Source organism: Microcoleus vaginatus HSN003 (assembly GCF_022701255.1).
Taxonomy (GTDB): Bacteria; Cyanobacteriota; Cyanobacteriia; order Cyanobacteriales; family Microcoleaceae; genus Microcoleus; species Microcoleus vaginatus_B.
Genome location: NZ_CP031705.1, coordinates 1971036 through 1995583, shown reverse-complemented (window position 1 = coordinate 1995583; position 24548 = coordinate 1971036). Strand labels below are relative to the sequence as shown.

Sequence of the window (24548 nt, the reverse complement as noted above, 5' to 3'; positions counted from 1 at the left end):
CCTGAGCCTTATAAATCCGCCTATGACTATTATTACAGTCAGGGATGAATCGGCGCACTTTTCCCCAACTTGTCCAGAATCCCAGCCCACACGCCCGTAACACGATCGCAGGTACGATCGCCTATAATCGAAACTAGCCCAACTCTCATCAGTTGAGAAACCGCCATGAGTCAAGACAACGAAAAAACTACCTATTCAGAGAAAACAGAACGTCTCAGAGTTATCGGTCAGTTTATCAAAACTGTCACACCGATGATTTGGACGATCGTAATTTTAGTAGTCATCATTCCCCTATTTGGTAACTTTCTAATTTCCCAGTCACTAACAAATACCGGAACCACAGCAGTTGTAGTCTCGCCTCCACACGATTTTAGCAAAGTCAACCAAGACGTTAAAAACGCCATCCAACAATCCCATATAACTGCCGAAACTTTCGCCTCAAAAGAATTGGACAAATGGGAAACCGAAGTAATTGCAAGAGTTGATAACAGTTTTCTCGATTGGTACTTCGATTACTTCAACCAAAAAAAGATGGAGTTTGCCGTACCTTTTAATTTCGTTAAATCTGCCGTACTCAACAGATTTGATATGACAGCAGCATCTCAAGCTGTTTCCGAAAAATTAACCGAAGACTTTCAAAGAGAATTTGCTAACCGCGTGCTGGTACCCAAAAACGCTCAACTGCGCTTTCAATTAATCACTCAAGATACTGCTAATTTGTACATATCAGAAGTTAGCAAGAATGTGAAAGTAGTTCAAAACAATTATAATATACCGCAAGTACAGTGGGACAAATATCTGAACGATATTGCTACCACCATTAGCGACAAAGGAAACGTCTCTAATTTATCATTAAAAGTATTAGTAGGCGGCAGTGGCTACTTAGTTGCTAAACCCTTAATTTTGGGAGTAGCAACTAAAGTTGGCAGCAAAGTTACCGCAAAAGTTGCCAGCAAAGCCGCCGCCAAGGTAGCCACAAAAACAGGCGGTACAGTGGCTAGTCAGTTGGGAGTAAGTTTAATTGATCCGATTGTGGGAATCGGGATTATCATTTGGGATTTGTGGGATTACAATCACACAGTCAAAGTAGAAAGACCGATTTTGCGGGAACACATTGTAGAATACTTGAAAGATGTCAAAAAGTCTCTGCTCACAAATCCTGAAAGTGGAATCATGGCAGCAATTTATCAGTTAGAAAGCGGTCTTCTCAAGTCACTTTAATCATTTAGCGTTGCTTAATACAGGTATGAATTGAAGAGTTAGGAATTGCCATAAGCCAAGTCTGGTGAGTTTGGCAACTTCCGAAAAATTTTTGTTCATACCGTTAATCAGCAACGTAAAAAAAAGATAAGATAGAGGAACAACGACAAGAGTTGCAAGATTTGATCGCATATAAAAATATCATAAAAGGGAAGAAAGCGCAAGCTGTTTAACTCAGATTAAAAGGAGTTAGTTATCGACAAATAGAAAAAAGCTTAGAAGTTTCAACAAGTTTTCTTGCACCAACTCACAGAAAATACTTAGCCGGGAAGCGCGGAATTAAAGTTAAAATATCGCTAAACAGATCTCCGCAACGCCTCGACTTCCTGTCTCAACCCGAAAACCAAAATATATCAGAACTAGAAAGATAGTTGAGGTGAAATTATGAGGTAATATTTAAATACTGGTCAAGTTACTATAGAATATTGAAAGCGGTTAATTAACCTGGCAGAAAACCAAGGTATAAAAATCGATAAAACAGCGATAAGTTATTCACAAAAAACGCTATTTTTGCCGAAAAGGATTATCAAAGCAGAAGCCAGAAATAGCAGTAGGATAACTGGTACTATATCGCTTAGATGAGTGTCAGTTCGTCACTCAAATACTCCAAAGGAAATGATCGAGTCGGCAGTTGCGATCGCCTCTTCGAGTAAAATTAAGTAAATTTGCAAGTATTGGTCGATCGACCCCCGTTGCTAGACTATATTTGCATTAAAGGTTTGCTATACTCCAAAAATAGACACATATTAACCTTTGGAAAATTAATAGGCCGGAGCTATGACATCCTATGCAACCTCTACAGCAAGAGCCGAGATGAGTGAGATCCGGCGCTTGAAAAACATACTGCCCCCAGAACTCCAAAGTTGGGTAACAGTAGAAAAAACAATAGAAGTTAATCCCACCCTGATCCGCAGCGAAGAAATAGGCAAAGACCAGGTAGAAATCCAAATAGACCTGATCCGCTGGGAACAGCTAGCAATGGATCAGCGCAACCTCCTATTTTGGCACGAAGTCGCCAGAATCCAAAACGACACCATCCCCAGAGACGGTTGGGAAATGGCAGCCCTCGCCATTGGTTTAGGCGGCGCCGTCGGTGAACTTTGGGTGCAAGACGGCTTGCTGCTGTTACTAGCCCTATCCCTGTGCGGCGTCTCGGGCTGGAGACTTTACCAAAAAAACAACGGAGAGAAAAGTTTAAAAGAAGCAGTAGACGCCGATGAAAAAGCCCTCGCCCTCGCTACCCGCTTCGGCTACACTCTCCCAAACGCCTACAAAAGCCTCGGCAGCGCCTTAAAAACCTTAATCGAGCAAACCTCCAAAAAACAGCAGCGGGCTAAATACGAAGCTCGTCTTCAGGCCCTCAAACGCAACGCAGCCAAAGCCAAAGCCAAAGTCAAACCCATCACCCGCGAAACATCCCAGTCAGAAAACGTCTACAATTCTTAACCTCATCCCCCGACGCTGGTTACGGGGGTTTTCCAGTTAACCGTTAACTGTTGACTTCTGTGTTAGCTGTTAACTGTTAACTGCGATGGCTATCCGGTGCAAGACAGGCACGAAAATTATTAGCGACAAGATTAATCGGCCTGAATCCACAAAAATCTTGATTCCGATGTCAAAGTTTGGCAGCGACTGCGTTCAAAAATCTTTGGGTCAAAACTGGCACTGGTAGACTCAAGTCTATTTTTGCCTTTGCATTCTCGGCGGGCGAGTTGGCAGGCGTCTTTGTAAAGTTTGTATAAAGCTAGCATAAGGAGGAGCTGCTAGGACAGAATAGGCTAAAGACATCAGCTTGAAATTTGAAACCAGGACTTCATGGTCAGTCAAACCCCAGAGGCAGATTTTCGGGTAACGTACTCGGACGAGATTCCCTCAGTTCACATACCCGTGCGCTTGAGCGTACTTGAAGCCGTAAACTTCAAGACAACCTGCCAGCAACTTTTTTCGGGCAGCACCGTTCCCAGCAAGATTGTCCTAGACTTCAGTCAGACGACATTCATCGACAGTAGCGGGATCGGTGCTTTAGTCAGCAATCTGAAATTTGCCAAACAGCGGGATAGCGACTTGGTGCTCCGAAGCCTCAAGCCGCAGGTGATGGCAGTATTTGCTCTCACCAGCCTAGATCAAGTGCTGACGATCGAGCAGCCCTCTGCAACCTCAACTCCCACAGAGACCAACCCCTCGGACAATCAGCTACCGATGACGCACCCCTCAGTGCAATCGTGGTTGAAGCGCCTGATAGATATCGTTGGGGCAATCGTCGGTTTGATAATTACAGGAATTTTGCTCGTACCCATAGCTGCAGCCATCACTATCAATGATCCAGGCCCGATATTTTTCGGTCAAACCCGCTGTGGCTGGATGGGCAAACAATTTCGGATTTGGAAATTTCGATCGATGTGTACCAACGCCGAATCCATGAAAGCCCAAATCCAAAACCAGGCTTCTGGCGCATTTTTCAAAAATGACAACGACCCGCGGATTACGAAAGTCGGGCGCATCTTACGCAAAACCAGTCTCGACGAACTGCCGCAGTTTTGGAACGTGCTCAAAGGCGAAATGAGTCTCGTTGGCACTAGACCGCCTACCCCAGACGAAGTTGAGCGTTACGAAGTTCCTCAGTGGCAGCGTTTGGATGTCAAACCCGGGATGACAGGGGAATGGCAAGTCAACGGTCGCTCTCAAGTCCGCGATTTTGAAGATGTCATCCGTTTAGATTTAAAATACCAACAAAACTGGAGCCTGGTGTATGACCTCAAACTAATTGTCAAAACTGTAACAGTCCTGTTTAACAAAAATAGTGGCGCTGTGTAGGAACCCTCAACAACCCACCGCTGAAATAGGAGGTGCTGTTGCCGACGGGGGGCCGGAAATCGAACTCAATACTTAGTCAAGCAGACGATCGCTAGCGATACCTACGTTAGCATTAAGTGTTAAAATTCACACGCCCAGAAAATGCACAGCTAGTTGCCAGCTCTGCAATCAGAGCATTAATAATTAGCAATTGGCGAGTTCGAGGTCATACTCGAATGATCCCAGCAGGATTTTCGAGGACGAGAAGAACTCACCTGTGTTTAGAAAAGTACCGACTGCTAACACGGTCGAAGCTTAAATCACTTCCTCGCAAGCTGACTCGGGAATTTTCCCTATTTAAACGCCCTACCGAGGCAGGTTACAGTATCGGAAGTCTCTCATTTGCTGTGCGAGTAAATGGTGCGAAAGGAATGCTCACCTTGAGGCAAAACGGGCTTCTTCAACTCAAGCTTGACTTAACTAATATGTTGCCAAGACCTTGCCCTCCTTTTTCTCTCCCTCCGCCGCTGAGTACAGCGGTGGTGGGGGCCGACCAGGGGGAAGAAAGATGAAAGACAAGCAACCAAAGGCCGAGTGGCACCTGCAGGTTGAAACAGACCTGAATGCTTTAACATCCATTTTGGAATGGTTGGAGAATATCGTTTTGCCCATGATACCAGCGGATTTCTGGTGGCAGTGCCGACTGATAATCAACGAAGGCTTTACAAACGCTGTCCGCCACGCTCACCAGAACTTGCCCCCGGCGACGCCCATAGACATTGAGGTAAAAGTGTTTGCCGATTATTTAGAAATTAGGATTTGGGACAGGGGTCAACCCTTCAACTTAGAAGCAAAGCTGCACTCGATCATGCAAGAGCAGCGCGATCCTTTGGACAGAGAAGGAGAAAGGGGACTGGTGTTCATGTACAAGCTCACGGACGATCTTCGCTATATCCGTACCGACGATCGCCGCAACTGCCTGGTAATGCGAAAAAACATTACCTGAGGGCGCGATACCCGCCCGGTCAGGGCGGCTTCTTTCGCAACGAGTGGAAGATCCCCTCGCCCCCTATTGTCCTCCCGGAACCCAACCACATCCTCTGCAATTCTGCGGGTGCAGGCTCGATGCACGCGGCTGCAGGACAATTTGCTTCAAAATAAATATTATGCGTATTCTAATTTATTCCTATAACTATTATCCAGAGCCGATCGGCATTGCCCCCCTGATGACAGAACTAGCGCAAGGCTTAGTCAAGCGGGGCCACCAAGTCCGAGTCGTCACAGGAATGCCCAACTATCCGCAGCGCCGGATTTATCCGCAATATGAGGGCAAATTTTACCTCACCGAAGAACACAACGGTGTCACAATTCAGCGCAGCTATCTGCGAGTCAACGGCCCCCACCCCACCCTCCTAGACCGACTTTTGCTAGACGGCAGTTTTGTCGTCTCCAGCGCCGTCCAAGCCTTCAGAGGCTGGCGTCCCGACGTGATTTTCTCGACAATGCCCCCTTTACCGATTTGCGTCCCAGTCGCCTTTTACGGCTGGATTCGCGCTTGCCCGATCGTCCTCAACGTTCAGGATATCGTCTCAGAAGCAGCCGTGCGCGTCGGCTTGGTCAAAAAAAACGGACTGCTAGTTCGCATTGCTGACGCTTTGGAAAAATTGGCCTACTGCACAGCCAGCCAAGTCAGCGTCATCGACAGCGGTTTTATCAAAAAATTGCACTCTCAGGGAGTACCCCCGGAAAAAATAGTTTGCGTTCCCAATTGGGTTGATGTCAATTTTATTCGCCCCTTGCCCAAAGAAAGTAACTCATTTCGAGAAACTCACAAACTCCAGGGCAAATTTGTCGTTCTCTACGCGGGCAATATTGCCCTCACTCAAGGCTTGCAAACAGTTGTCCAAGCAGCCGCTCGTTTAAAACACATACCCGAAATCGCTTTTGTAATTGTGGGGGAATCAACAGCACTCGCCCGCTTGCAAGAAGATTGCGAAACTTACAAAGCTAATAATGTAATGTTGCTGCCATTTGAACCGCGAGAAAAATTGCCGGAATTGTTAGCTGCTGCTGATGTTAGTTTAGTCGTACAAAAGCGCCGCGTTACTAACTTCAATATGCCTTCAAAAATTCAAGTAATTCTCGCCAGCGGTCGGGCAATTTTGGCTTCGGTTCCAGAAACTGGTACGGCCCAGAAAGCAGTGCAGCAAAGCGGTGGCGGGGTGGTGGTAGCGCCGGAGGATTCGCAGGCTTTGGCGGATGCTGTTGAGGATTTGTACTTGCACCCTGCTAAGGTGGATGCGTTGGGCGAGCAAGGCAGAAATTATGCTGTGGAGAATTACGGATTTGAGGAAGCTTTGAATCATTATGAAGCTTTATTTGCGGCGGTGGCAGCGAGTCATGCTGAGAAAATATTGGCGCCGATAAAAATAAGATAACCGCTTGAAATCGTGCCTACTTAGAGTGCCAAAAGATGTTCTTAGCAGTACAGAAATAACGTTCGTTAACATAAATACAAAAAAATGAACTACTGATGGTTGAGCCATTTAACTTTCCAATATACAAGAACTGGAACTGTCCCCGCCGCCATCCAGAAAACCATGACTACCCCGATTAAAAGTAAAATACAGATTACTGAAAAAGACTTTTGACTTCCCGTTACAACCATTTGGATTAAAGTTTTTAGGGAAAATCTTTCTGTTGAATTAACAAAATAATCATAAAAATTCCCAGAGAAGCTAGCAGCGGCTCAACGACAAAATAACCTTTGATGGCACTGACTAAAAATAGAAAAAATGAGATATAGCCTTTCTCAAAAAGATGAGGTACAATAACAGCAGTGTGTAAACCAGTTAAAAATATTTGACGATGTAACTTGTCCGAACGCAAAATCTAGGGCTTTTCCTAATTCTTGATAATTAGTAGTCTTGATAGAACGGAGAATGATTTTAAGTTTTGACCACAGATTTTCAATTGGTGAAAAATCTGGTGAATAAGGTGATAAGTATATTAATTTTGCCCCTGTTTTTTCGATCGCTTTTTTCACTTCTTCTCCCAAGTGAATGGGACAATTATCCATCACTACACAAGCACCTTTCCAGAGTTTTGGCACAAGTTTTCTGATAATAAAAGCTTCAAATGTAATTGCATCAGTTCCGCCTATTAGATTAACCGATGTCAAAATCTCATTGACTGACCTTGCTCCAATTATTGAGACATTTTTGCCACGTTTAGTTGGTTTTGACCCCTTGGCTCTTTCACCTTTTTGCATACCTAGCATATAACCTAACCATTGCCAAATTAACTCCCGATTCGTCAATGAATATTAAGTCTTTCAAACTAATCTCTTTAATTGTTTTCCAGAACTCACATCGCAGGATTTGAACTCGCTCTGTCCCTTTCCCTGAAGGGAAGAGAGTTTTTTTTGACAGTAATGTCTAAGAGTTTTATCATTCTTCCTATTGTTGCTCTACTAACAGAAAATCCAATTCTCCCATAAAGTAAATAACGGAGTTCTTCAAGAGTTGCATCATTATTTCCTTCAATCAATTCCGCCAAGATGAGTAGTTGCTCCGCATTCAGTTTGCCTTTGACTCCACATCGGTCAGTTCTCGGAGTAATGTTTTTTGTTTCACGATATTGTTTAAGCAATTTTTGTACAAAACTCAGGGCTACAGAAAAACGCTTAGCTATTGCTTTTTGTGAAATGGGTTCAGTATGATAAGTATCAAGGATTTTTTGCCTAAAATCAATCGAATAAGCTTTCATTTTTAACAATGTATGAAGTTTGGTACAAGTAAACGTGTTGTGAGTCAAGCATCGTGTGCTTTCAAAAAAATGCTATTATGTGTGGTATCCCTTTCGCGTGGCTTTACTCAACCATGTAATTATAGTTCATTTGATCTTATCTTCTCTGTTTGACCCTCACGAGTGAGTGTCAGTAACATCATACCTCATCTTTCTGAGAAAGGCTATAATTACCAAAAATAGCAAGTCGATTAGACTAATTGTTCAGATAGGGACTGTTTTGAATATTCCAGGAGTTACCAGAAAAGATAACGTATCTCCCAAACAGCCGATCGCCCCCTTCGCTCCCTTCACCCCTCCCCATCCCAGATGTCACCGCACCCCTGTCAGACGACGCAGCAGCCGATCGAAACAAAACGCTAAAATAAAAATAGTAGATCACACAATTTCGGAGTTAATATTTGACACTTGCACCCGCGCGCGAAATCGTCCTAGCTTGGCTCTCTGAGCGCGTTCCTGCTGCTCGCATCAAACACATCCTCGGAGTCGAACAGACAGCAGGTGACTTGGCTCGCCATTACGGCCTCGACGAAGCAAAAGCCCGATCGGCCGGTTTGTTGCACGATTTGGCAAAATACTTTAAACCTCAACTGCTGCTGCAAATGGCAAGGGCCGAAGGTTTAGAGTTAGACTCAGTGTTGGAAGCACACCCGCATTTGCTGCACGCAGACGCGAGCGCGATCGTCGCCAGAGACGAATTCGGGGTGGTCGATGGAGAAATTTTGGACGCAATCGCCAATCACACCCTCGGCAGACCAAACATGAGTCAGCTCAGTTGTACCGTATTCATAGCAGATAGCATAGAGCCGAGCCGCGGCAACACAGCCCAACTAGAAGCTCTGCGCGAGGCAAGCTTGCAAAATCTTTATGCAGCCGTGTGGCAAAGTAGCGATTATTCTCTTAAATATTTGGTAGAAACTCGCTGCTACATCCACCCCCGCACCGTACTTACGCGGAATTGGGCGCTGCAAATGGCCCGCGAATCGCCGGAAACAGGAAATTCGACGAAGAAGTCGATCGAACAAATCACAAGTTAAAAGTAAAATTTACCAGCAATCCTGTCCTTACTTTTGGCTTCAACTAACTCCTATTTCCAGTATCAAACTGCCAACAACCGCTCGCGAAAGCGCACCCATTTCCCCCAACCCGTATCAATTAGGAACTTAAACACTTAATGTCAGATCTAACCCAACTCGAATATTCCAGGGCCCAGTCTACAGCAACGGACAGCACATCCCCAGACGAAGCTCGTGGCTTGATCATGACCGTTGCCCAAGCAGCCGATGACCGCAAAGCCGTTGATATTGTATTGCTCCGGGTGGCAGAAGTATGCTATTTGGCAGACTACTTTGCGATAATCACGGGATTTTCCAACGTGCAGGTACGAGCCATCTCCCAAGCGATAGCAGACCAAGTGGAAGAAGAGTGGCAACGCTTGCCACTGCGTACACAAGGACTCTCAGACGCCAGTTGGGTAGTCATGGACTACGGCGACGCGATCATTCACATTTTGAAGCCTCAAGAGCGGGAGTTCTACAATTTAGAAGCGTTCTGGGGACACGCCGAACGCATTGACTTTTCCCCCGCGGCGTGAGGATGGCTAATGTGAAAGACGTTTCTGCTTCTATTTGTCCCGTTCCGCAAGAACAGCGACCGGTCAATGAATACCAAGAACTTAAAGACTCCTGGTTTTTTAGCTGGGTAACACTCAATTGGCCCGGATACCTGGCCAAACTAGCTTGGGTGTGGGCTTGGAGTTGCTTGGTATCGGGGCCGATAGCTGCTTCTAGCTTTGCTCCTGTCAAGTATCCAGCTCAGTTTGTCCTCAGCAGTGCCGCAGGTGCCGGTTTTATTCTAGGATTAGCTTTGCTGCGACTCTACTTGGGTTGGTTCTACGTGCGATCGCGCCTTTCAAATCCCACGGTCGTCTACGAAGAGTCTGGTTGGTACGATTGTCAATCTTGGCCTAAAACTCCCGAAGTTTTGCTTCAAGATCAGTTGATTGTCAACTACCAACTAGAACCAATTCTCAGGCGTCTGCGGCAGACATTTTATGGTTTGACAGTGTTGCTGGTTGCCGGGGGACTAATTTGGAGTTGTTTGTAATCGGGAATGCAAGGGAGTTTTGAGTTTTGAGATAGCCGCGCACAGCCAACAACACACACGGGGTGCATGAGTCAGAAACGATCGCAGAAAGATTAACTTTACAACTCGTAACTGGCAGCTCGCAACTCATAACTTCCTGAAGCCCAATCTAAAATCTAAAATCTAAAATCTAAAATTGATATGACAAGGGGAAAACGAACCCAAGCTGCCGAATTGGAAGTCACACTACTGCGCGAAGGTATTGTGGAATCGAGGCACCGCGCCCAGGCCGCTGTCTGCGACAACCGCGGGCGCGTTCTCTCTGTTGCTGGTAACTCGGAAACGGCCTCATTTGTCCGTTCTTCACTCAAGCCTTTCCAAGCTTTGGCGGTGACGGGGACTGGCACTTTAGAACGCTACGAATTGACCGATCGAGATTTAGCGATTATTTGCAGTTCCCATCAAGGTACGATCGAGCAATCGCGCCAGGTATTTAACGTCCTGTGGCGCTGCGACATTGACCCCTCTAAACTTCAATGCCCGATTCCCGAAGGCAAAAAGAGCGCCCTGCAATACAACTGTTCCGGCAAACACGCCGGAATGCTGGCGGTTTGCCAGCAACTGCACTGGCCAATGGAAACTTATTTGCGTCGCAAACATCCCGTCCAGCAGCTTATTTTGGGCAAAGTGGCTGACTTGCTGGCAATGCCTGCCGAAGAGTTTATCAGCGCTCGTGACGACTGCGGCGCTCCTACCTATCTGTTGCAGTTGGGGCAAATGGCGTCTTTGTACGCTAAGTTGGCTTCCGGCGACAATGTGGAGATGGAACGGATTGTCCGCGCTATGACTCATCACCCAATGATGGTTGCCGGTGAGGGCAAATTTGACACAGAACTGATGCGTTTGACTCAAGGGGAATTGGTCAGCAAGTCGGGGGCCGAAGGGGTGCAGTGCATTGGCCGCGTTGGCGAAGGCATGGGCTTGGCAATTAAGGTGACGGATGGGGGAAAGCGCGCTCAATTTGCTGTGGCGATTCACTTGCTCAAGCAGTTGGGCTGGATTACTCCGACGATCGCCGAAACTCTTTCGGAAACTTACCTCACTCTCAGCGACTTCAAGCGCTTGGAGGTAATCGGGGAAGTTTCGATGCTTTAGTGCGATCGAGACTCTGATCCGATTTCAGCAACCCCTCCCACAATCTAAAAAGTTTTTTTGATTTAGGGGTTGCAATTTTCAGAAAGATATGTTTATATTAGAAGAGAGATAAAACGACGCGGGATAGAGCAGCCTGGTAGCTCGTCGGGCTCATAACCCGAAGGTCAGTGGTTCAAATCCACTTCCCGCCACCAAATTCAAGCGAACCCTGTAATCGTTAAGGTTTCAGGGTTTTGTTTTTGGAAACGACGACAGAGAGACAAAGCGACGCGGGATAGAGCAGCCTGGTAGCTCGTCGGGCTCATAACCCGAAGGTCAGTGGTTCAAATCCACTTCCCGCCACCAAATTAAATAAGACCAGCCCCGGCAGCCTAAAAGTTGCTGGGGTTTGTTTTATACCGTCTGTTTGATGCCGAGTGCGATCGTCGGAGCTTCGACAGATTGATAGCGTTTCCGGTTGCACGAGCGACATGATATAGAGGACACGGCACTGCCGTCTCGAAAGCTGTGGGTAATATTAATTCCGATGCTGCCAGATTTGATATGAAAGCAGTTTATTTTAGGTGGCAATAAAAATTAGGACACAGCACTGCTGTGCCCCTGCTATATATTTGTATTTTTCTAATTGGGACAAAATAAGACCCACCCTCAACCTAAACACTCAACCCTATACTTTTCGACGATCGTTTGTGCAAGCTTTATTTGTCAAAAAATAGCAATCCGATATCCATATTTTTTAACTCGGGATTTTAAATTGTTAAATCGGCTGAGCTTGAATCCAATCAAAAATCAGGTTTAATTGTTCCAGCGTAACTAACCCGTACTGCCACAGAACCATCGGCAGTTCGCTGGCATCTTGTTCACCGTGTCGGAGAGCAACGGCGATCGCAGAATTCGATATCGCCAACTCCCCCCGCAAATAATCGATCAGTTGAGCCTTTCCCATCACCTTCACCGCCAGTTTTATGCGCTATTGTAAAGATATGTAGCTAATCGGTCTGTATCGGAAGTTTAATCATCCTAATTGTCTGTGGAGAATCAGCGATGTGGTGTGATGGAAAGCGCACAAAACTTGTGATAAAACTCATAAAAAAAGGCGATCGCAGTCACAATAACTCCGAGAATCAAAAAGTGGGTTCCGCGATCGCTTGCTTTAGATCAATTGATTTAAAATTGCTAAAGTCCTAGCTGAAGCTGAACTCCCGCTTCTGTGCCGCTGTCGTTTTGTTTTGGAGGTAAAGGATTTCCTTGGCGCTGGGCGTCCGAAGGAGTAGTAATAAATTCCAATGGGCCATCGATCTTGAGGCGAAATGTGTCGCCCAAGCTGCTTTCCCTTCTCGCAGAATTAGTCACCGTTTCTGGTTCACCAATCAAGTTTTGATAGTCCGAGTCTAAGGTTCTGTCCTCCAAACTCCTGAGGGATTCCCCAGATAAAGTCGTTTCCGAATTTTGGGGCGCTGGTTGCAGTCTTTGTTGGGCGAGAACCGCCGGGGTCAAACCGATAAAAATTGAGCTCAGTCCGAGAGCAGTGCCAAGAGTAGCAATAACCGCGTTCATCATCCATGCCTCCGCTAGTTGCATCCTACTATGCGCTTATTGTACCGAGCCAGAATTAAGTTGTACTCTATCAAAAGTAGCTGCTTGTGGAGATATCAATTGCAGTTGCTGTGAAAACTTATAACTTTACGATCGCCCTATCGGAAAAATAGAACTGACCCAGTAACCCGCTTGAAACCCCAGAATACGTCATTTCAGGAATGAGTCAACCAAAAACTCGATTTGTTTGAGTAGGGCGCGTCAGGAGTGGAAAAATAGTTAGTGGTGGATGCACGGGTGGCTATTCACCAAATGTTTTTTTCACGACAATAGTTAGTTACAGCCCGCCAAAACGCTAAAAAAAACCCGGTTTCAGAGACCAGTTAAAAAAAAGAATGCAACAGCAGGCAACTTCTAAACCCTTACAGAATCAGTTTTTCCCAATTATTCAATTCTTTAATCTCAAAATCTATAATAGTATGAGTGTGTAGAGTGCATTCAGGATTGATACTGTATTCATCTCGATCGCCAATGTTCCCAAAGCTCCCGATCGCGCTAAGATGGCGGTGGCAGTCGTTAAAAATTCAGTTGCCAGCGGCAGATTCCGAGTTATTAACAGCACTTTGCCTACTAAAACCATCTCAACTTCAAAACCTGCGCTCATCAAGTTGTACTTGACCGGAATGTTGTGGGTTCATAATAGTTCTGCTTTACCATGCCAATCAAATATCTGATCGACCCGATTTTAAAAATGTCGGGCAAAGTGCCACTTCGCATCGTCCTTGTTGTGCCTTTTGCCCTCCAGACTTTCGCTGCTGTAGGGTTGACGGGGTGGCTGTCGCTGCGGAACGGGCGCATAGCCGTCAACGATGTTGCCGCACAACTGCGGACAGAAGTCACATCGCGTATCCAGCAACATATTTATACTTATATCAAAACACCCCACCAAATCAATCAGCTCAACCTCGATGCCATCCGTCTCGGCATTTTGAACGTGCAGGATGCTGAGAATTTGCAACGCTACTTCTCCAAACAAATCAAAACCTTTGATAAAATTAGCTACATTCAATTCGCCTCTCAACAAAAAGATTTTATTGGAGTTGAACGCCTCGACGACGGCAAGTTGCAAGTGCAGATTTCTAATCAATCTACTGGCTATAACTTTCAAAGCTACGCGCCGTCAGAGTTGGGGGAACCAACCAAGCTATTAAAAACTACTCTCAACTACGACCCCCGCGTCCGACCTTGGTACATAGCCCCGGTGCAGGCAGGGAAACCGACTTGGAGTAAAATTTATACTTATTTTGACGCTCCCAAACTAGCGATTACGGCGGCTCAACCAGTTTATGGCGAGGATGGGAAACTGATTGGCATCCTGGGTTCTGACTTGGCACTTTCCAAGCTCAATCAATTCTTGGAAACTCTAAAAATTGGTCAATCAGGACAGACTTTTATTGTAGAAAGGTCTGGGCAATTGGTGGCTACTTCTACTCTGGAACTGCCATTTATTATTAGCAACGGCGTTCCGAAACGAATTGTGGCAACGAGCAGCAAGAATGTTCTGATTCGATCGAGTGCCCGCTATTTGACAGAACGCTTCGGGGATTTGGGCAAAATTGACAGATCTCGCCAGTTAGATTTTACGATCGACGGTCAACGGCAATTTCTACAGGTGACGCCGCTTTTAGACAGCAGGGGCCTCGACTGGTTGATTGTGGTGACGGTTCCTGAAGCCGATTTTATGGAAAGGATTAATGCCAACACTCGGTATACTGTGGTGATGTGTCTGGGTGCTTTGGTGCTGGCAACGGCGATTGGCGCCCTGACTTCTAGGTGGATTGTTGTACCGATTCGGCGTCTGAGCAAGGCTGCGGAGGCTTTGTCCCGCGGAGAATGGGATGGGATGGCGGTAGATTCCCGCTTGATGGCGTCTGTAGAGCGAGAGGATGAGGTGGGTGTCCTGGCTCGCTCTTTTAATATGATGGCGGCTCAATTGGAAGAGTCGTTTACTACTCTCGAAGATCGGGTAGAATCTGCGATCGCCGACAAAAATCAATTAATTATTTCTCTGAAAAACTCGCAGCAAAAACTGGCTCTCCATCTTCACCAAACTCCTTTGGGAGCGATTGAATGGAATCTAAACTTTGAAGTAGCGGAATGGAATTTGTCAGCGGAAAGAATTTTTGGATACAACCGCTTGGAAGCAATGGGACGCCACGGAGTCGATCTCATAGTTCCTGAAAGTGCTAAGGAGTATGTCAGGCAACTATCTATAACTTTGCTCACTAATAAAGGAGGAGTTACCAGCCTTAACGAGAACATCAGAAAAGACGGCAAAATTATTCTTTGCGAGTGGTACAATACGACTTTGATTGATGCTGACGGCAGCATCATTGGGGTGGCATCGTTGATTCAGGATGTGACTGAATTTCACAGTGCTATGGAGAAGTTACGGGCTAGCGAGGAGCGGTTTCGTCAGTTGGCAGAAAATATTCATGAGGTATTTTGGATTAGAGAACCCAATCAAAAGCAGCTAGTTTATGTGAGCCCGGCTTGCGAAAAAATATGGAATTTGAGCTGTCAGAGTTTGCAGTCAGAACCGGAGGCTTTTTGGGATGCTATTCACCCGGAGGATCTCGATCGCGTCAAGGCTGCTTTTGAGAAACAGGTGCGGGGCGATTATGATGAAGAGTATCGGGTAGTGCGCTCGGACGGTTCAGTTTGCTGGGTGCGCGATCGGGCTTTCCCAGTCCGCAGCCAAACCGGAGAAATTTACCGTATCGTCGGTATTGCCGAAGATATTACTCAGCGCAAATTAGCAGAAGAATTCCAAAAAGTAGCCCAAACAGCTCAAGCCGCAAGCCAAGCCAAAAGCGCCTTTTTAGCGAATATGAGCCACGAATTGCGAACTCCCCTCAACGCGATTATTGGTTACAGCGATATCCTCAAAGAAGACGCCGAGGATTTAGGCTGCGAAGATTTTATCCCGGACTTGCACAAAATTCAAACTGCAGGCAAACACCTGCTATCTTTAATTAGCGACATTCTAGATATTTCTAAGATTGAAGCAGGGCGGATGGAACTTTACTTAGAAACTTTCAACCCGGTTAATTTAATTGACGAGGTAGTTTCTACTGTCAAACCCTTGGTAGATAAAAATTATAATAAGTTTGAAGTTGATTGTGGTAGTGACTTGGGAGTGATGTATGCTGACATTACCAAAACTCGTCAAATATTGCTCAACCTGCTGAGCAATGCAGCCAAATTTACGGAGCACGGCACTATTACCCTTTGCATTGAAAGAGTAAAAAATGACAGCTTAACAACTGAAAAAATAGCCGAACCTTCCGACTCAATAATTTTTCGCGTAGCTGATACGGGCATTGGGATTCCCCCCGAACAATTGCAGCATTTATTTCAAGCTTTTATGCAGGGCGACGCCTCAACTACGCGCAAGTACGGCGGCACGGGTTTGGGATTGACTATTAGCCGTCACTTTTGCGTGATGATGGGCGGTGATATGCACGTTGAAAGCGAGTTAGGTTGCGGTTCGGTTTTTACTGTGTGCTTGCCGGCCCGCGTTGAATTATTGGTCAGCAGTTAGTCTTGCTATCCGCGACGCAATTGTTACACCACAAACCAGGTTTATTGACAAAAAACCTACGCTTTCAGATAAGTTCGGGGCAATAAACCAAGGTGATGATACCATGCACCATAAGTCCTAATCCTAGCTAATTTGCCGTTTCTGCCGCCCCAAAAGTTGAGCTGTTAATACGCCACCGACAAAGCCAAAGAAATGCGCTTGCCAGGAAACTCCCGGCTGCGACGGCAAAACTCCCCAAATTAAACTGCCATAGAAGAAACCGACAATTAAAGATACCAAAATAGAGGTAAAGCTGCGTTCAAAATAGCCCCGCAGCAGCAAAAAGCCGAAGTAACCAAAGATTAATCCGCTGGCACCAATGTGAACGGAATAGGGCGCGCCAGTCAGCCAAACTCCGAATCCGCTGACGAGCACAGTGACGGCACTCACGATAAAAAAGTCGCTAATTTCTCGCAGCATTATCAACCAACCCAATGTCACTAAAGGGAGGGTATTGGCGGCTAAGTGAGCAAAACTGCCGTGTAGAAAAGGCATCAACAGGATGCCTTGAAGTCCGTCGAGGCTGCGGGGGCGGACTCCGTAGGCATTCAGCCTGCCTCGGAACAGGAATACATCGACAATTTCGATAATCCAGAGGAGGGAGACGAAGCCGCCGAGAATGGCGGCGTGGCTTTGCAATTCGCGGGTGATAGCTTTGGTTTCTGGGTTACTCATGGGTGGTGAGGGCGATGATACCGATTATTTCTAATTGTAGGAGTTTATGAGCGATCGCGAGCAAAGATAGTTGGGGCGAGGTTTCAGGGTTTTTTGCAGCAGAGCTTATTTAAAAATATTATAAGTTTTATTAAAAGTTCCGCATTTTCACGTATAGGATAATTCACCTCGATGCGTCACAATTGTAATTGAACTACAAAAGGAGAGTCAACCGAAGGTTGAAGCTAAAACGTAGAAGACAGAATTTTTACCCTATCAATCAATTGTTGGGCTTGAAATGAGGACACTTTTTAGAGCGCACACCGCCTTTAAAAAAAATCAGGAACTACTTTTCTCGCCATAAGTCATTAATTTAAGAAGTTCAATCCGGTAAAGCAAAACGAGATGCTGTAGATACTGATTGTAGATAATATGGGACAAGCTCTACAAAGAGTTATTGGCACCTCGTTATAAAAGAGGAAGAGAGCAAAATGAACGTATTTGAGCATACAGTCTCCTACCGAACTCTGCCAAATTGGGCATGGTTTGGGAAACAAGAAACCGCCGTTAATGTCGCTACAAATTCTCAACCTTACGGTCAAAAGCCACACTTTGACCCCTTGCATCCGCTAAAACAATGGCTTGATAACACTGCAATTAAAAGTCAAAAGTTGGCTCGGTTGCTGTGTAAGTTTATTCCCAGCCAGTGTCCGTTTGAGCGGGAAGTCAAAATTGGCGCTCGCACCTTATTATCCATTCCGCCACTGTGCAAGTTAAATCCCCTTTACGAGCAAGTCGTTGGGCTGCGCTTTCGAGCTTTGTGTTATTTGGCTGACGAGTGCGGCGAAGATGTAACTCCTTATTGTTAATTCTGCAAAAAATTAAAATTTTCACTGTCTTTTCACCCTCCCTTCTCCTTGTTGGGGAGGGTTTTTGTTTTATGTCGGCTTTCAAGGAACAAAAGTGCGGTCAATTTCTCGATCGCCCAGTAAATCAGTTTTCAATCAATTCTTTTTTTCGTGATTGATAGTTATCTCAAGGGTGGTTGTTTGGGAGGCTTTTGTAGGGAGGAGCCCGGTTAGGTAAAACAACTATCAAGAGAGGAGAATAGTTAAGCCTCAACAGAAGCGTAAACTGCATTCGTAGGAGGAGTAGCTATCACCCCTGAACAAAAGGAGCGTTTTAAAGCTTGTGCTAGCTTAAAACCGGGATGCTGCTGGTTCGCCTCTTGCCTAACTTTATTGGGTAATCTCCCAAAAAATGTACGGTTTTATCCCCTCTAGAGCGCTATGAGCTAGATACCATGAGAAAAGTGTCAATGACATCACCAATCTATGTAGGTTGAGCAGTGGAGTGAGGCAACCAACAATTAAAGTTCAGTTTTACTCCCCACATTTTTGCCAAAATTGATATCTTAGTAATTGGTGCCAATATTTCAGCTATTTCAACAATATAACTAACACTAAATGTCAAAATCCCGAACTCGGTAATTATCGATCAGAAATTATCAAACCTTTTACGAATCTAACGAATACCAAGTGTTAAAAAGAACGTTTTTTGCAGTAATTATTGCGCTTTTATCTTTTATGGTTGCACTCATCTTATCAGCTCAAAGTTCTGAGGCTGTCAATGAACTATATGTATTTGGGGACAGTCTTTCGGATATGGGAATGGTGTTTCGAGCAAGCGGGGGTCAATATCCGCCTCGTTCGACTTACTTTCAAGGGCGTTACTCGAATGGTAAGGTTTGGGTAGAATATCTTGCCGATCGCCTAAAGGTGCCACCTGAACGAGTCACTAATTTGGCCTATGGAGGTGCAACAACGGGGAGCGATCGCAATAGCCTTGTCCCTGGTTTGTTAGCTCAAGTTGAGTCATGGACTAAATCCCAAAAACAGGCAAATCCTCATGCGCTGTATGTACTGTGGGCGGGTGCAAATGATTATTTGCAGGGGGTAAATAATGCGAATCTTCCCGTTGAAAATGTGGCGAGGGCGATCGCGTCTCTTGCTGGTGTGGGTGCCAAAAATATCCTGCTGGCAAATTTACCAGATTTGGGGCAGTTACCGGCGACGCGAACAGGCACTAATTCTGCAAGGCTCACTGCATTAACACAAGCACACAATCAGGGTTTGAGGCGAACGGTTAAGGTATTAAATCAACAACATTCTGACTTAAAGATTGCGACTCTGGATGCTAATGCGCTTTATCGGGAAGCCATTATTTCTCCCGCTAAATATGGCTTGACTAATGTGACGAGTGCGTGTTTATCGGGTGGAGGTGTTTGTGGTAGTCCCGATCGATTTTTGTTTTGGGACGGCATTCATCCGACGACGGCTGCACACAGGATTTTGGGCGAAGCAGCCTCCGCGATTGTGCAGGAAAGTGGGATGATTAAATCTGAATTGAGGACGCCTCGGTAAACCATTTTAAGGCTTTCCTGGCGATCGCCACAAGACCGAGATGCTCCCTTTTCGTAGAGGTTGACATAATTTTTTGCATGAGAGCAATATTGGCTCATCTGATATTGTAGAAATTTTCCTCGTGGGCGATCGCACTTGGTTTGACAAGGGCGATCGCTCAGGCCTGGTGTTAAACTTAATCTAGCGGTTGTCTTCAGCAACAAAAAAATAGCCGTGATACCTATTCCCACAAAAAATTGTTGACAAACTGAAAAATTTCTCTGAAATCGAACTGCAAGGAATCCTGAAATTTGCTGATTTTGTGTGATGACAGCGGAGAAAGCAGGAAGTAGCTTCGCCGCCCGATGAAACTGACAACAGCCAACCAGCACATATGGATGAAGAGTGCGAAGTTCATTATGTTGGTGGAGTTTGAGTCGTCAAAGCATCATCAATAAAAAATCAAGAACTGATTAATTGGGATACAATTATTTACGATATGCCCGAAGATGGAAAATATCTAATTGAAAAGACATGACTCAAAATAATTTACTGTCTCGCATCTCAATCGACTCGAATATCTGCTTTGGCAAACCGTGTATTCGCGGTCATCGCATCTGGGTTTCTCTCATTCTTGACTTTCTAGCTAGCGGCATGACTTTGGAAGAATTGCTTGAGGAATATCCGGGAATTGAACGAGAAGACGTTTTGGCTTGTATTGCTTATGGGGCTGAGTTGGCAAGAGATTATTATGTCGAAATTCCTCTGGGTGAAAAAAAGGTAGTTTTAAAGTGAAGTTAAAACTTGATGAAAATTTGGGCAGCATCCGCGTTGTTTCGATGTTACGTTTGGCTGGCCATGATGTTGCGACTGTACGGGAACAAAATTTGAGTTCCACACCGGATGAATTATTAATTGATATATGTCACAAGGAAGATAGATGTTTGGTGACTTTGGATAGGGGGTTTGGCAATCGCCTCCGCTACAATCCTTCTGATTATTCTGGGATTGTGTTACTGCGTCTGCCTTCTCAATCGAAACCGCAAGATTTGCAAGCGGCAGTAGAAATATTAATTCGCGGATTGGATGCCGCAGAAGTGGCGGGTAAATTGTGGATTATCCGAGGGGAACAGCTTTTGGAATATCAAGCAATATCGGAAGATGAATCTGACTAAATGCGGGCAGAAATACAGCACTTCCGGATGTTATGAGGTACAATAGAATCGACTAAAAATAATATACCAATGAAAGCATACTCAGTAGATTTGCGATCCAAAATAGTAGCAGCCCATGTCGAGCAGAAGCTGTCGATCAGAAAAACAGCAGAAATATTTGCCTGCAGTAAAAGCTTAGTTCAAAAACTTGTCAAGCAACAAAAAATAGAGGGGAATTTACAGCCTAAACCGAGGGGTAAACCCAGATTCAGTCATTTGAATAATGCGTCACAAGAGTTAAGAGAAATAGTGGTCACACATCCCGATGCAACTTTGGTAGAATTGTGTGAGTTGTTCGCCCAAAAGACAGGAAATTGGGTAGGCAGAACAGCCATGTGTAGCGCCTTACAGAAGTTGGGATTAAATCGTAAAAAAAAACAGTCAGGAGTAGCCAAGCAGGCACAGAAAGAGTGATGAAGTTAAGGTTAGACTATTGGGAAAAAGTCAAGGATATCGAGCCAAAAAATCTAGTATTTTTAGATGAGACTGGAGTATTGCTAGGTTTAACCAGAACTCATGCACCTTCGCAACGAGGAACTAGAGCCTATGCGGTCAAACCTTTTTATCGAGGCAAGAAAGTCACAGTAATTGGTGCAATTAGCCTCACGAAAGTAGTGGCATTAATGACCCTGGACAACTCGATGGATAGCAAAGCATTTGAGGTGTTTATCGAGAAATGTTTAGTGCCACAATTGTGGCCCGGAGCCGTAGTAGTGATGGATAACTTACCAGCGCATAAAGTAGATTCAATTACATCGATGATTGCCGTGGTGGGTGCTTCTATTTTATGTTTATCCCCATACTCTCCTGATTTTAATCCGATTGAATTATGGTGGTCGCAACTTAAATCTTTATTGCGACAGTTTTCACCAACCAGCACTAAAATGGTTGACACGATAATTGCTGTGGCTCTTGACTTAATTAATCCGAAACATCTCAAAAACTGGTTTACTAATTGCTGCTACTGTACCTCATAACATCCGGAAGTGCTGTAATGGATAAATTTATTCAAAAATAAACTTTTTATTGGATACATCCGTACAGCTAAACCTTTTTACCGACGCTGTTTAGGTCGCACTGCCTTTGCCAACATTTCTGCGATCCAGAAAGATGCAATTAATAGGTTTCCAAATCCGAAAGGTAAGGCTTCGATAATATCTCGGTCAATGCGATAAACTCTAGAACCAAGTCGGAGAATGACATCTCCATCTTCACGAGCTTTTATAAGTTCCCTTAAACGTCGAATTTCCTCACTTATAGCACTTTCGCCAACCTGCTCTTCTATTAAAATTAGTTCTCTATCGAGATTTTCGAGTTCAGCTAAAATCCTGACAGCATCACCATGCAAGCTATTTATCCTATCCAAGGCTGCTTGTCGCCGCGACTCAATTTTTACAATTTCTGCAAGTCGTGAACGTTCTCCTTAGAGAACTTGGATTTTTTCCTACTGAGTTTTAGCCTGCTCTATTAACCTTTCGATCTCTGGAACTTTAGCAAGCTGCTGTATAATTTCCCTATCAGAACCCCTAAATGCGTAAGTAAATAAGCCAAGACCAACGGGGGCGGCAATAGCAGAGGCAATACCGAACCAAATTACAAAACGATTATCTTTTCCCGACTGAATGCCAAGATAAACGGTTCCGCTAATAAGACCAGTTGCAATTAATGCTGAAATAATCTTCCTTCTCAAAATCACTGAAGTAATTCCAAAATTAAGGGTTGAAAGAGATCTGTCCAAGATTTTCTAGATAAGCAAGAGCATCCACAAGAGATGCCCTTACCCAACTAACTACGCGCCGACAGATTCCTTCGCTGCGTAAAGCACCTCAACGGTAATCTTATCAATCCCCCGATCGCGCGCGAACTTCTCAGTATTCCGCTTCACCTTACCCCGCACAAAACCAGGGATTTTATTCAACTCAGCTTGTCCATCCTTCGTCCAACCCATATCAGAGTCAGCCGAAATTCCCTTCGTAATCACTTCCTTGGTATCGTGGCCACCGAAGATTTCCAGCAAGTGGTCTTCCATTCCCAAAGTGAAGGAATTGTAGACCAAATCTACGCACTGATTCGTACCTTCATAACCCAAAAATGGCTTGTAGCCGATCGGGAAATTTTGGACGTGAATCGGTGCAGCAATTACGCCGCAGGGAATATCCAGCCGCTTACCTACGTGGCGTTCCATTTGCGTGCCGAAAATTGCCGAAGGTTCCGCTTTGGCGATCGCATCCCCGATCGCCCCGTGATCGTCCGTTACCAGCACCTCATCGCAATACTCGCTTACCTGTTCCCGGAACCAGTCAGCATCGTGTTTGCAGTAGGTTCCAGCCCACACAACGTGGATTCCCATCTCGCGAGCCAAAATCTTCGTCATCGCCGCAGCGTGCGTATTATCGCCAAATACGACGGCTTTTTTGCCGGTTAAGTTTTGGCAGTCGATCGATCGCGAAAACCAAGCAGCCTGCGACACAAATCGAGTTTGTTGGTCAATAAAATTTTCGTAATCAACATCCGCACCTTGAGCGTTTAAAACTTGCTGAATCTTGCGGATACAGCGCGCAGTTTCTACCACACCCATCGGCGTAATATCCACCATCGGCGTGCCGAATTCTTTTTGCAAATACTCCCCGGTCATCATCCCCAATTCCCGATAAGGAACCAAGTTAAACCAAGCGCGGGGCAGTCTTTTCAAGTTATGAACCGAAGCACCTTCGGGAATAACTTCGTTGACTTCAATGCCCAAATCCGCCATCAAACGCTTCAACTCAGTGCAGTCGTGCTGGTTGTGGAAACCCAGGGTAGACATACCGATAATGTTGACAGATGGTTTTTCGCTTTTGGCTTCTACTAAATCGCCTTTTTTGCGGGCTTTGTTAATGTAAAATTGGACGATTTGATCCAAAGTGCGATCGGCTGCTTGCAGTTCGTTTACCCGATAATGGTTAACATCGGCCAGCAATACATCGCCTTTGGCATCCAATTGAGCTCGCTCCACGAAGTTTTCCAAGTCTTCTTGCAGAATGCTGGAGGTGCAAGTCGGGGTGAGCACGATTAAATCTGGGTGCTCTTCTCTGTCTTTGCGGGTGATGTTGTCCACCACCCGTTCCTGCGAACCCCGCGCCAGTACGTGTCTGTCAACGACGCTGGTAGTTACTGGGGTGAAATCCCGTTCCCTCTCCAGCATGGAACGCATGACGTTGAAATAGTCGTCTCCTATGGGTGCGTGCATGATCGCATGGACGTTTTTGAAGGAAGTGGCAACGCGCAAAGTGCCGATGTGGGCTGGGCCTGCGTACATCCAATAAGCCAATTTCATAAGTATTTTTCCTGGTGCTGGTTGAGAATTGCCCGATCGGGCGATTACTGCTAAATTTTAAGGTTGTTTCTGATTTTCTCACCGGATGAATCCTTGAGAAATACTAATTTTCTGAGAATTTACAGATTTGGGAAATGCTCAAACGCTTTGTATGCTAGGCATTTGACTCGCAATTCAAACAACTTTACCTGGGTTTTATGGCAATAATTCTTAATCTTTCCTCAAATTTTCTTAAGAGTTAGGTAAATTTGATTAATGTAGGGTTCGCTGCCGCGCACCAGACAAGGTGCAATAATTCTGCATTTTTTGTCAAATTTACTCGGGTCAAACGGTCAGTTAGTATTGTTAATCGATCGCTCAAAATAGATAGAACTGAAGGAAATTTCAGCTTCCGAAGCAACACTTACTTCCCTCAGCGCCTCGGTCGCGAATTATAGTTAAGATTTGCGCTGGCCGGTTTTTTTGAAGCACCGCAAATTCGTGCCAGATCACCGGAAAAAATAAATCTTTCAGCACTTGCGTATTTTCACGAGATGTGGTGACGATCCACTAAAGTCAAGCGATTGCTTGGAATCTGAGATGATTTAGTTGTCAGCGTGGCGATCGAGCATTAGAGTAAATCGTTGCACAAATCCTGTATTTGTGATTTTGTTTACATAACTGCTGAGGTGACGAAAGCCCTA

The 24548-nt window shown here is 45.2% G+C and carries 26 protein-coding genes, 2 tRNA genes and 1 pseudogene; 18 read left to right on the top strand and 11 right to left on the bottom strand.

The window, feature by feature from the left end:
- Positions 1-38: 38 nt before the first annotated feature.
- On the bottom strand, positions 39-167 hold the full coding sequence (locus tag D0A37_RS28950) for a hypothetical protein (RefSeq protein WP_278187174.1): 129 nt from the start codon (positions 165-167) through the stop codon (positions 39-41).
- On the opposite strand from D0A37_RS28950, the gene D0A37_RS08495 reads away from it, so the two are divergent.
- Positions 166-1221, top strand: a complete 1056-nt coding sequence (locus D0A37_RS08495) for a hypothetical protein (protein ID WP_242723189.1) — start codon at positions 166-168, stop codon at positions 1219-1221. The genes D0A37_RS28950 and D0A37_RS08495 overlap by 2 nt on opposite strands.
- A gap of 816 nt (positions 1222-2037) precedes the next feature.
- Positions 2038-2706, top strand: a complete 669-nt coding sequence (locus D0A37_RS08490) for a DUF3318 domain-containing protein (RefSeq protein WP_015178535.1) — start codon at positions 2038-2040, stop codon at positions 2704-2706.
- Positions 2707-2837: 131 nt separating this feature from the next.
- On the opposite strand, the gene D0A37_RS08485 is transcribed toward D0A37_RS08490, so the two are convergent.
- The gene (locus tag D0A37_RS08485) at positions 2838-3011 is read right to left on the bottom strand and encodes a hypothetical protein (RefSeq protein WP_242723188.1); all 174 of its coding nucleotides are present in this window, start codon (positions 3009-3011) and stop codon (positions 2838-2840) included.
- A 64-nt stretch (positions 3012-3075) separates the two neighbouring features.
- Between D0A37_RS08485 and D0A37_RS08480 the strand changes: the two genes are divergently transcribed.
- The 3 genes from D0A37_RS08480 (at position 3076) to D0A37_RS08470 (ending at position 6491) form a co-directional block, all read left to right on the top strand.
- On the top strand, positions 3076-4074 hold the full coding sequence (locus D0A37_RS08480; protein WP_242723187.1) for a sugar transferase: 999 nt from the start codon (positions 3076-3078) through the stop codon (positions 4072-4074).
- A 547-nt stretch (positions 4075-4621) separates the two neighbouring features.
- Positions 4622-5059, top strand: a complete 438-nt coding sequence (locus tag D0A37_RS08475; RefSeq protein ID WP_006634718.1) for an ATP-binding protein — start codon at positions 4622-4624, stop codon at positions 5057-5059.
- Positions 5060-5219: 160 nt separating this feature from the next.
- Positions 5220-6491 (top strand): WcaI family glycosyltransferase, encoded by a 1272-nt coding sequence (locus D0A37_RS08470; protein WP_242723186.1) that lies wholly within the window; start codon positions 5220-5222, stop codon positions 6489-6491.
- A 374-nt stretch (positions 6492-6865) separates the two neighbouring features.
- Here the strand turns inward: D0A37_RS08470 and D0A37_RS08465 are convergent.
- Positions 6866-7821: pseudogene (locus tag D0A37_RS08465) on the bottom strand (IS630 family transposase).
- Between the two features lie 235 nt (positions 7822-8056).
- Complete coding sequence (locus tag D0A37_RS08460; protein ID WP_242723185.1) at positions 8057-8242, bottom strand: hypothetical protein; 186 nt, start codon at positions 8240-8242, stop codon at positions 8057-8059.
- Positions 8243-8261: 19 nt separating this feature from the next.
- Here D0A37_RS08460 and yqeK point away from each other — a divergent pair, with 19 nt between their 5' ends.
- The 6 genes from yqeK to D0A37_RS08430 all read left to right on the top strand — a co-directional run bounded on the left by yqeK (position 8262) and on the right by D0A37_RS08430 (position 11445).
- Positions 8262-8897, top strand: coding sequence for a bis(5'-nucleosyl)-tetraphosphatase (symmetrical) YqeK (yqeK, locus tag D0A37_RS08455; protein WP_242723184.1), 636 nt, complete (start codon positions 8262-8264; stop codon positions 8895-8897).
- Between the two features lie 137 nt (positions 8898-9034).
- Positions 9035-9454, top strand: coding sequence for a ribosome silencing factor (gene rsfS / locus D0A37_RS08450; protein ID WP_242723183.1), 420 nt, complete (start codon positions 9035-9037; stop codon positions 9452-9454).
- A 2-nt stretch (positions 9455-9456) separates the two neighbouring features.
- Entirely contained in the window at positions 9457-9966 is a 510-nt protein-coding gene (locus D0A37_RS08445) for a CGLD27 family protein (RefSeq protein WP_242723181.1), read from the top strand.
- A 180-nt stretch (positions 9967-10146) separates the two neighbouring features.
- Entirely contained in the window at positions 10147-11100 is a 954-nt protein-coding gene (locus tag D0A37_RS08440; RefSeq protein ID WP_242723180.1) for an asparaginase, read from the top strand.
- A 117-nt stretch (positions 11101-11217) separates the two neighbouring features.
- Positions 11218-11294 (top strand) — tRNA-Met (locus D0A37_RS08435).
- Positions 11295-11368: 74 nt separating this feature from the next.
- Positions 11369-11445, top strand: a tRNA-Met gene (locus tag D0A37_RS08430).
- A 412-nt stretch (positions 11446-11857) separates the two neighbouring features.
- Here D0A37_RS08430 and D0A37_RS08425 read toward each other — a convergent pair.
- The 3 genes from D0A37_RS08425 to D0A37_RS08415 all read right to left on the bottom strand — a co-directional run bounded on the left by D0A37_RS08425 (position 11858) and on the right by D0A37_RS08415 (position 13300).
- The gene (locus tag D0A37_RS08425) at positions 11858-12046 is read right to left on the bottom strand and encodes a DUF2949 domain-containing protein (RefSeq protein ID WP_190663201.1); all 189 of its coding nucleotides are present in this window, start codon (positions 12044-12046) and stop codon (positions 11858-11860) included.
- A 230-nt stretch (positions 12047-12276) separates the two neighbouring features.
- A complete protein-coding gene (locus tag D0A37_RS08420; RefSeq protein WP_242723179.1) occupies positions 12277-12681 on the bottom strand; it encodes a hypothetical protein in 405 nt (134 codons plus the stop codon).
- A gap of 424 nt (positions 12682-13105) precedes the next feature.
- Positions 13106-13300, bottom strand: coding sequence for a hypothetical protein (locus D0A37_RS08415; protein ID WP_242723178.1), 195 nt, complete (start codon positions 13298-13300; stop codon positions 13106-13108).
- Between the two features lie 51 nt (positions 13301-13351).
- Here D0A37_RS08415 and D0A37_RS08410 point away from each other — a divergent pair, with 51 nt between their 5' ends.
- The gene (locus tag D0A37_RS08410; protein ID WP_242723177.1) at positions 13352-16240 is read left to right on the top strand and encodes a PAS domain S-box protein; all 2889 of its coding nucleotides are present in this window, start codon (positions 13352-13354) and stop codon (positions 16238-16240) included.
- 123 nt (positions 16241-16363) lie between these two features.
- On the opposite strand, the gene D0A37_RS08405 is transcribed toward D0A37_RS08410, so the two are convergent.
- Positions 16364-16954: a rhomboid family intramembrane serine protease gene (locus D0A37_RS08405; protein WP_242723176.1), complete on the bottom strand. Its 591-nt coding sequence runs from the start codon at positions 16952-16954 to the stop codon at positions 16364-16366.
- A gap of 470 nt (positions 16955-17424) precedes the next feature.
- Between D0A37_RS08405 and D0A37_RS08400 the strand changes: the two genes are divergently transcribed.
- The 6 genes from D0A37_RS08400 (at position 17425) to D0A37_RS08375 (ending at position 21526) form a co-directional block, all read left to right on the top strand.
- Positions 17425-17802, top strand: coding sequence for a Mo-dependent nitrogenase C-terminal domain-containing protein (locus tag D0A37_RS08400; protein WP_242723175.1), 378 nt, complete (start codon positions 17425-17427; stop codon positions 17800-17802).
- A gap of 717 nt (positions 17803-18519) precedes the next feature.
- Entirely contained in the window at positions 18520-19356 is an 837-nt protein-coding gene (locus D0A37_RS08395) for an SGNH/GDSL hydrolase family protein (RefSeq protein WP_242723173.1), read from the top strand.
- 513 nt (positions 19357-19869) lie between these two features.
- Entirely contained in the window at positions 19870-20130 is a 261-nt protein-coding gene (locus D0A37_RS08390; protein WP_242723171.1) for a DUF433 domain-containing protein, read from the top strand.
- Positions 20127-20510, top strand: coding sequence for a DUF5615 family PIN-like protein (locus tag D0A37_RS08385; protein ID WP_242723169.1), 384 nt, complete (start codon positions 20127-20129; stop codon positions 20508-20510). Before D0A37_RS08390 ends, D0A37_RS08385 begins: the two co-directional genes overlap by 4 nt.
- Positions 20511-20579: 69 nt before the next feature.
- Positions 20580-20963 (top strand): helix-turn-helix domain-containing protein, encoded by a 384-nt coding sequence (locus D0A37_RS08380; protein ID WP_242715925.1) that lies wholly within the window; start codon positions 20580-20582, stop codon positions 20961-20963.
- Positions 20963-21526, top strand: a complete 564-nt coding sequence (locus tag D0A37_RS08375; RefSeq protein WP_242723167.1) for an IS630 family transposase — start codon at positions 20963-20965, stop codon at positions 21524-21526. Before D0A37_RS08380 ends, D0A37_RS08375 begins: the two co-directional genes overlap by 1 nt.
- A 77-nt stretch (positions 21527-21603) precedes the next feature.
- Here D0A37_RS08375 and D0A37_RS08370 read toward each other — a convergent pair whose 3' ends face one another.
- The 3 genes from D0A37_RS08370 to bchB all read right to left on the bottom strand — a co-directional run bounded on the left by D0A37_RS08370 (position 21604) and on the right by bchB (position 23865).
- A complete protein-coding gene (locus D0A37_RS08370; protein WP_242723166.1) occupies positions 21604-21915 on the bottom strand; it encodes a hypothetical protein in 312 nt (103 codons plus the stop codon).
- 78 nt (positions 21916-21993) lie between these two features.
- Complete coding sequence (locus D0A37_RS08365) at positions 21994-22287, bottom strand: hypothetical protein (protein WP_242723165.1); 294 nt, start codon at positions 22285-22287, stop codon at positions 21994-21996.
- Positions 22288-22338: 51 nt separating this feature from the next.
- On the bottom strand, positions 22339-23865 hold the full coding sequence (gene bchB, locus D0A37_RS08360) for a ferredoxin:protochlorophyllide reductase (ATP-dependent) subunit B (protein WP_242723164.1): 1527 nt from the start codon (positions 23863-23865) through the stop codon (positions 22339-22341).
- Between the last annotated feature and the right edge of the window lie 683 nt (positions 23866-24548).

Excerpts from the sequence above, each read along its gene's own strand:
- D0A37_RS08480 (WP_242723187.1), top strand. The coding sequence starts at position 3,076 with ATGGTCAGTCAAACCCCAGAGGCAGATTTTCGGGTAACGTACTCGGAC.
- D0A37_RS08400 (WP_242723175.1), top strand. The coding sequence starts at position 17,425 with ATGAACGTATTTGAGCATACAGTCTCCTACCGAACTCTGCCAAATTGG.
- D0A37_RS08410 (WP_242723177.1), top strand. The coding sequence starts at position 13,352 with ATGCCAATCAAATATCTGATCGACCCGATTTTAAAAATGTCGGGCAAA.
- D0A37_RS08425 (WP_190663201.1), bottom strand. The coding sequence starts at position 12,046 with ATGGGAAAGGCTCAACTGATCGATTATTTGCGGGGGGAGTTGGCGATA.
- rsfS (WP_242723183.1), top strand. The coding sequence starts at position 9,035 with ATGTCAGATCTAACCCAACTCGAATATTCCAGGGCCCAGTCTACAGCA.
- D0A37_RS08490 (WP_015178535.1), top strand. The coding sequence starts at position 2,038 with ATGACATCCTATGCAACCTCTACAGCAAGAGCCGAGATGAGTGAGATC.
- D0A37_RS08445 (WP_242723181.1), top strand. The coding sequence starts at position 9,457 with ATGGCTAATGTGAAAGACGTTTCTGCTTCTATTTGTCCCGTTCCGCAA.
- D0A37_RS08415 (WP_242723178.1), bottom strand. The coding sequence starts at position 13,300 with ATGAGCGCAGGTTTTGAAGTTGAGATGGTTTTAGTAGGCAAAGTGCTG.
- D0A37_RS08405 (WP_242723176.1), bottom strand. The coding sequence starts at position 16,954 with ATGAGTAACCCAGAAACCAAAGCTATCACCCGCGAATTGCAAAGCCAC.
- D0A37_RS08395 (WP_242723173.1), top strand. The coding sequence starts at position 18,520 with ATGGTTGCACTCATCTTATCAGCTCAAAGTTCTGAGGCTGTCAATGAA.
- D0A37_RS08380 (WP_242715925.1), top strand. The coding sequence starts at position 20,580 with ATGAAAGCATACTCAGTAGATTTGCGATCCAAAATAGTAGCAGCCCAT.
- D0A37_RS08485 (WP_242723188.1), bottom strand. The coding sequence starts at position 3,011 with ATGCTAGCTTTATACAAACTTTACAAAGACGCCTGCCAACTCGCCCGC.
- D0A37_RS28950 (WP_278187174.1), bottom strand. The coding sequence starts at position 167 with ATGGCGGTTTCTCAACTGATGAGAGTTGGGCTAGTTTCGATTATAGGC.
- D0A37_RS08470 (WP_242723186.1), top strand. The coding sequence starts at position 5,220 with ATGCGTATTCTAATTTATTCCTATAACTATTATCCAGAGCCGATCGGC.
- D0A37_RS08375 (WP_242723167.1), top strand. The coding sequence starts at position 20,963 with ATGAAGTTAAGGTTAGACTATTGGGAAAAAGTCAAGGATATCGAGCCA.
- D0A37_RS08495 (WP_242723189.1), top strand. The coding sequence starts at position 166 with ATGAGTCAAGACAACGAAAAAACTACCTATTCAGAGAAAACAGAACGT.
- bchB (WP_242723164.1), bottom strand. The coding sequence starts at position 23,865 with ATGAAATTGGCTTATTGGATGTACGCAGGCCCAGCCCACATCGGCACT.
- D0A37_RS08475 (WP_006634718.1), top strand. The coding sequence starts at position 4,622 with ATGAAAGACAAGCAACCAAAGGCCGAGTGGCACCTGCAGGTTGAAACA.
- D0A37_RS08440 (WP_242723180.1), top strand. The coding sequence starts at position 10,147 with ATGACAAGGGGAAAACGAACCCAAGCTGCCGAATTGGAAGTCACACTA.
- D0A37_RS08420 (WP_242723179.1), bottom strand. The coding sequence starts at position 12,681 with ATGCAACTAGCGGAGGCATGGATGATGAACGCGGTTATTGCTACTCTT.
- D0A37_RS08390 (WP_242723171.1), top strand. The coding sequence starts at position 19,870 with ATGACTCAAAATAATTTACTGTCTCGCATCTCAATCGACTCGAATATC.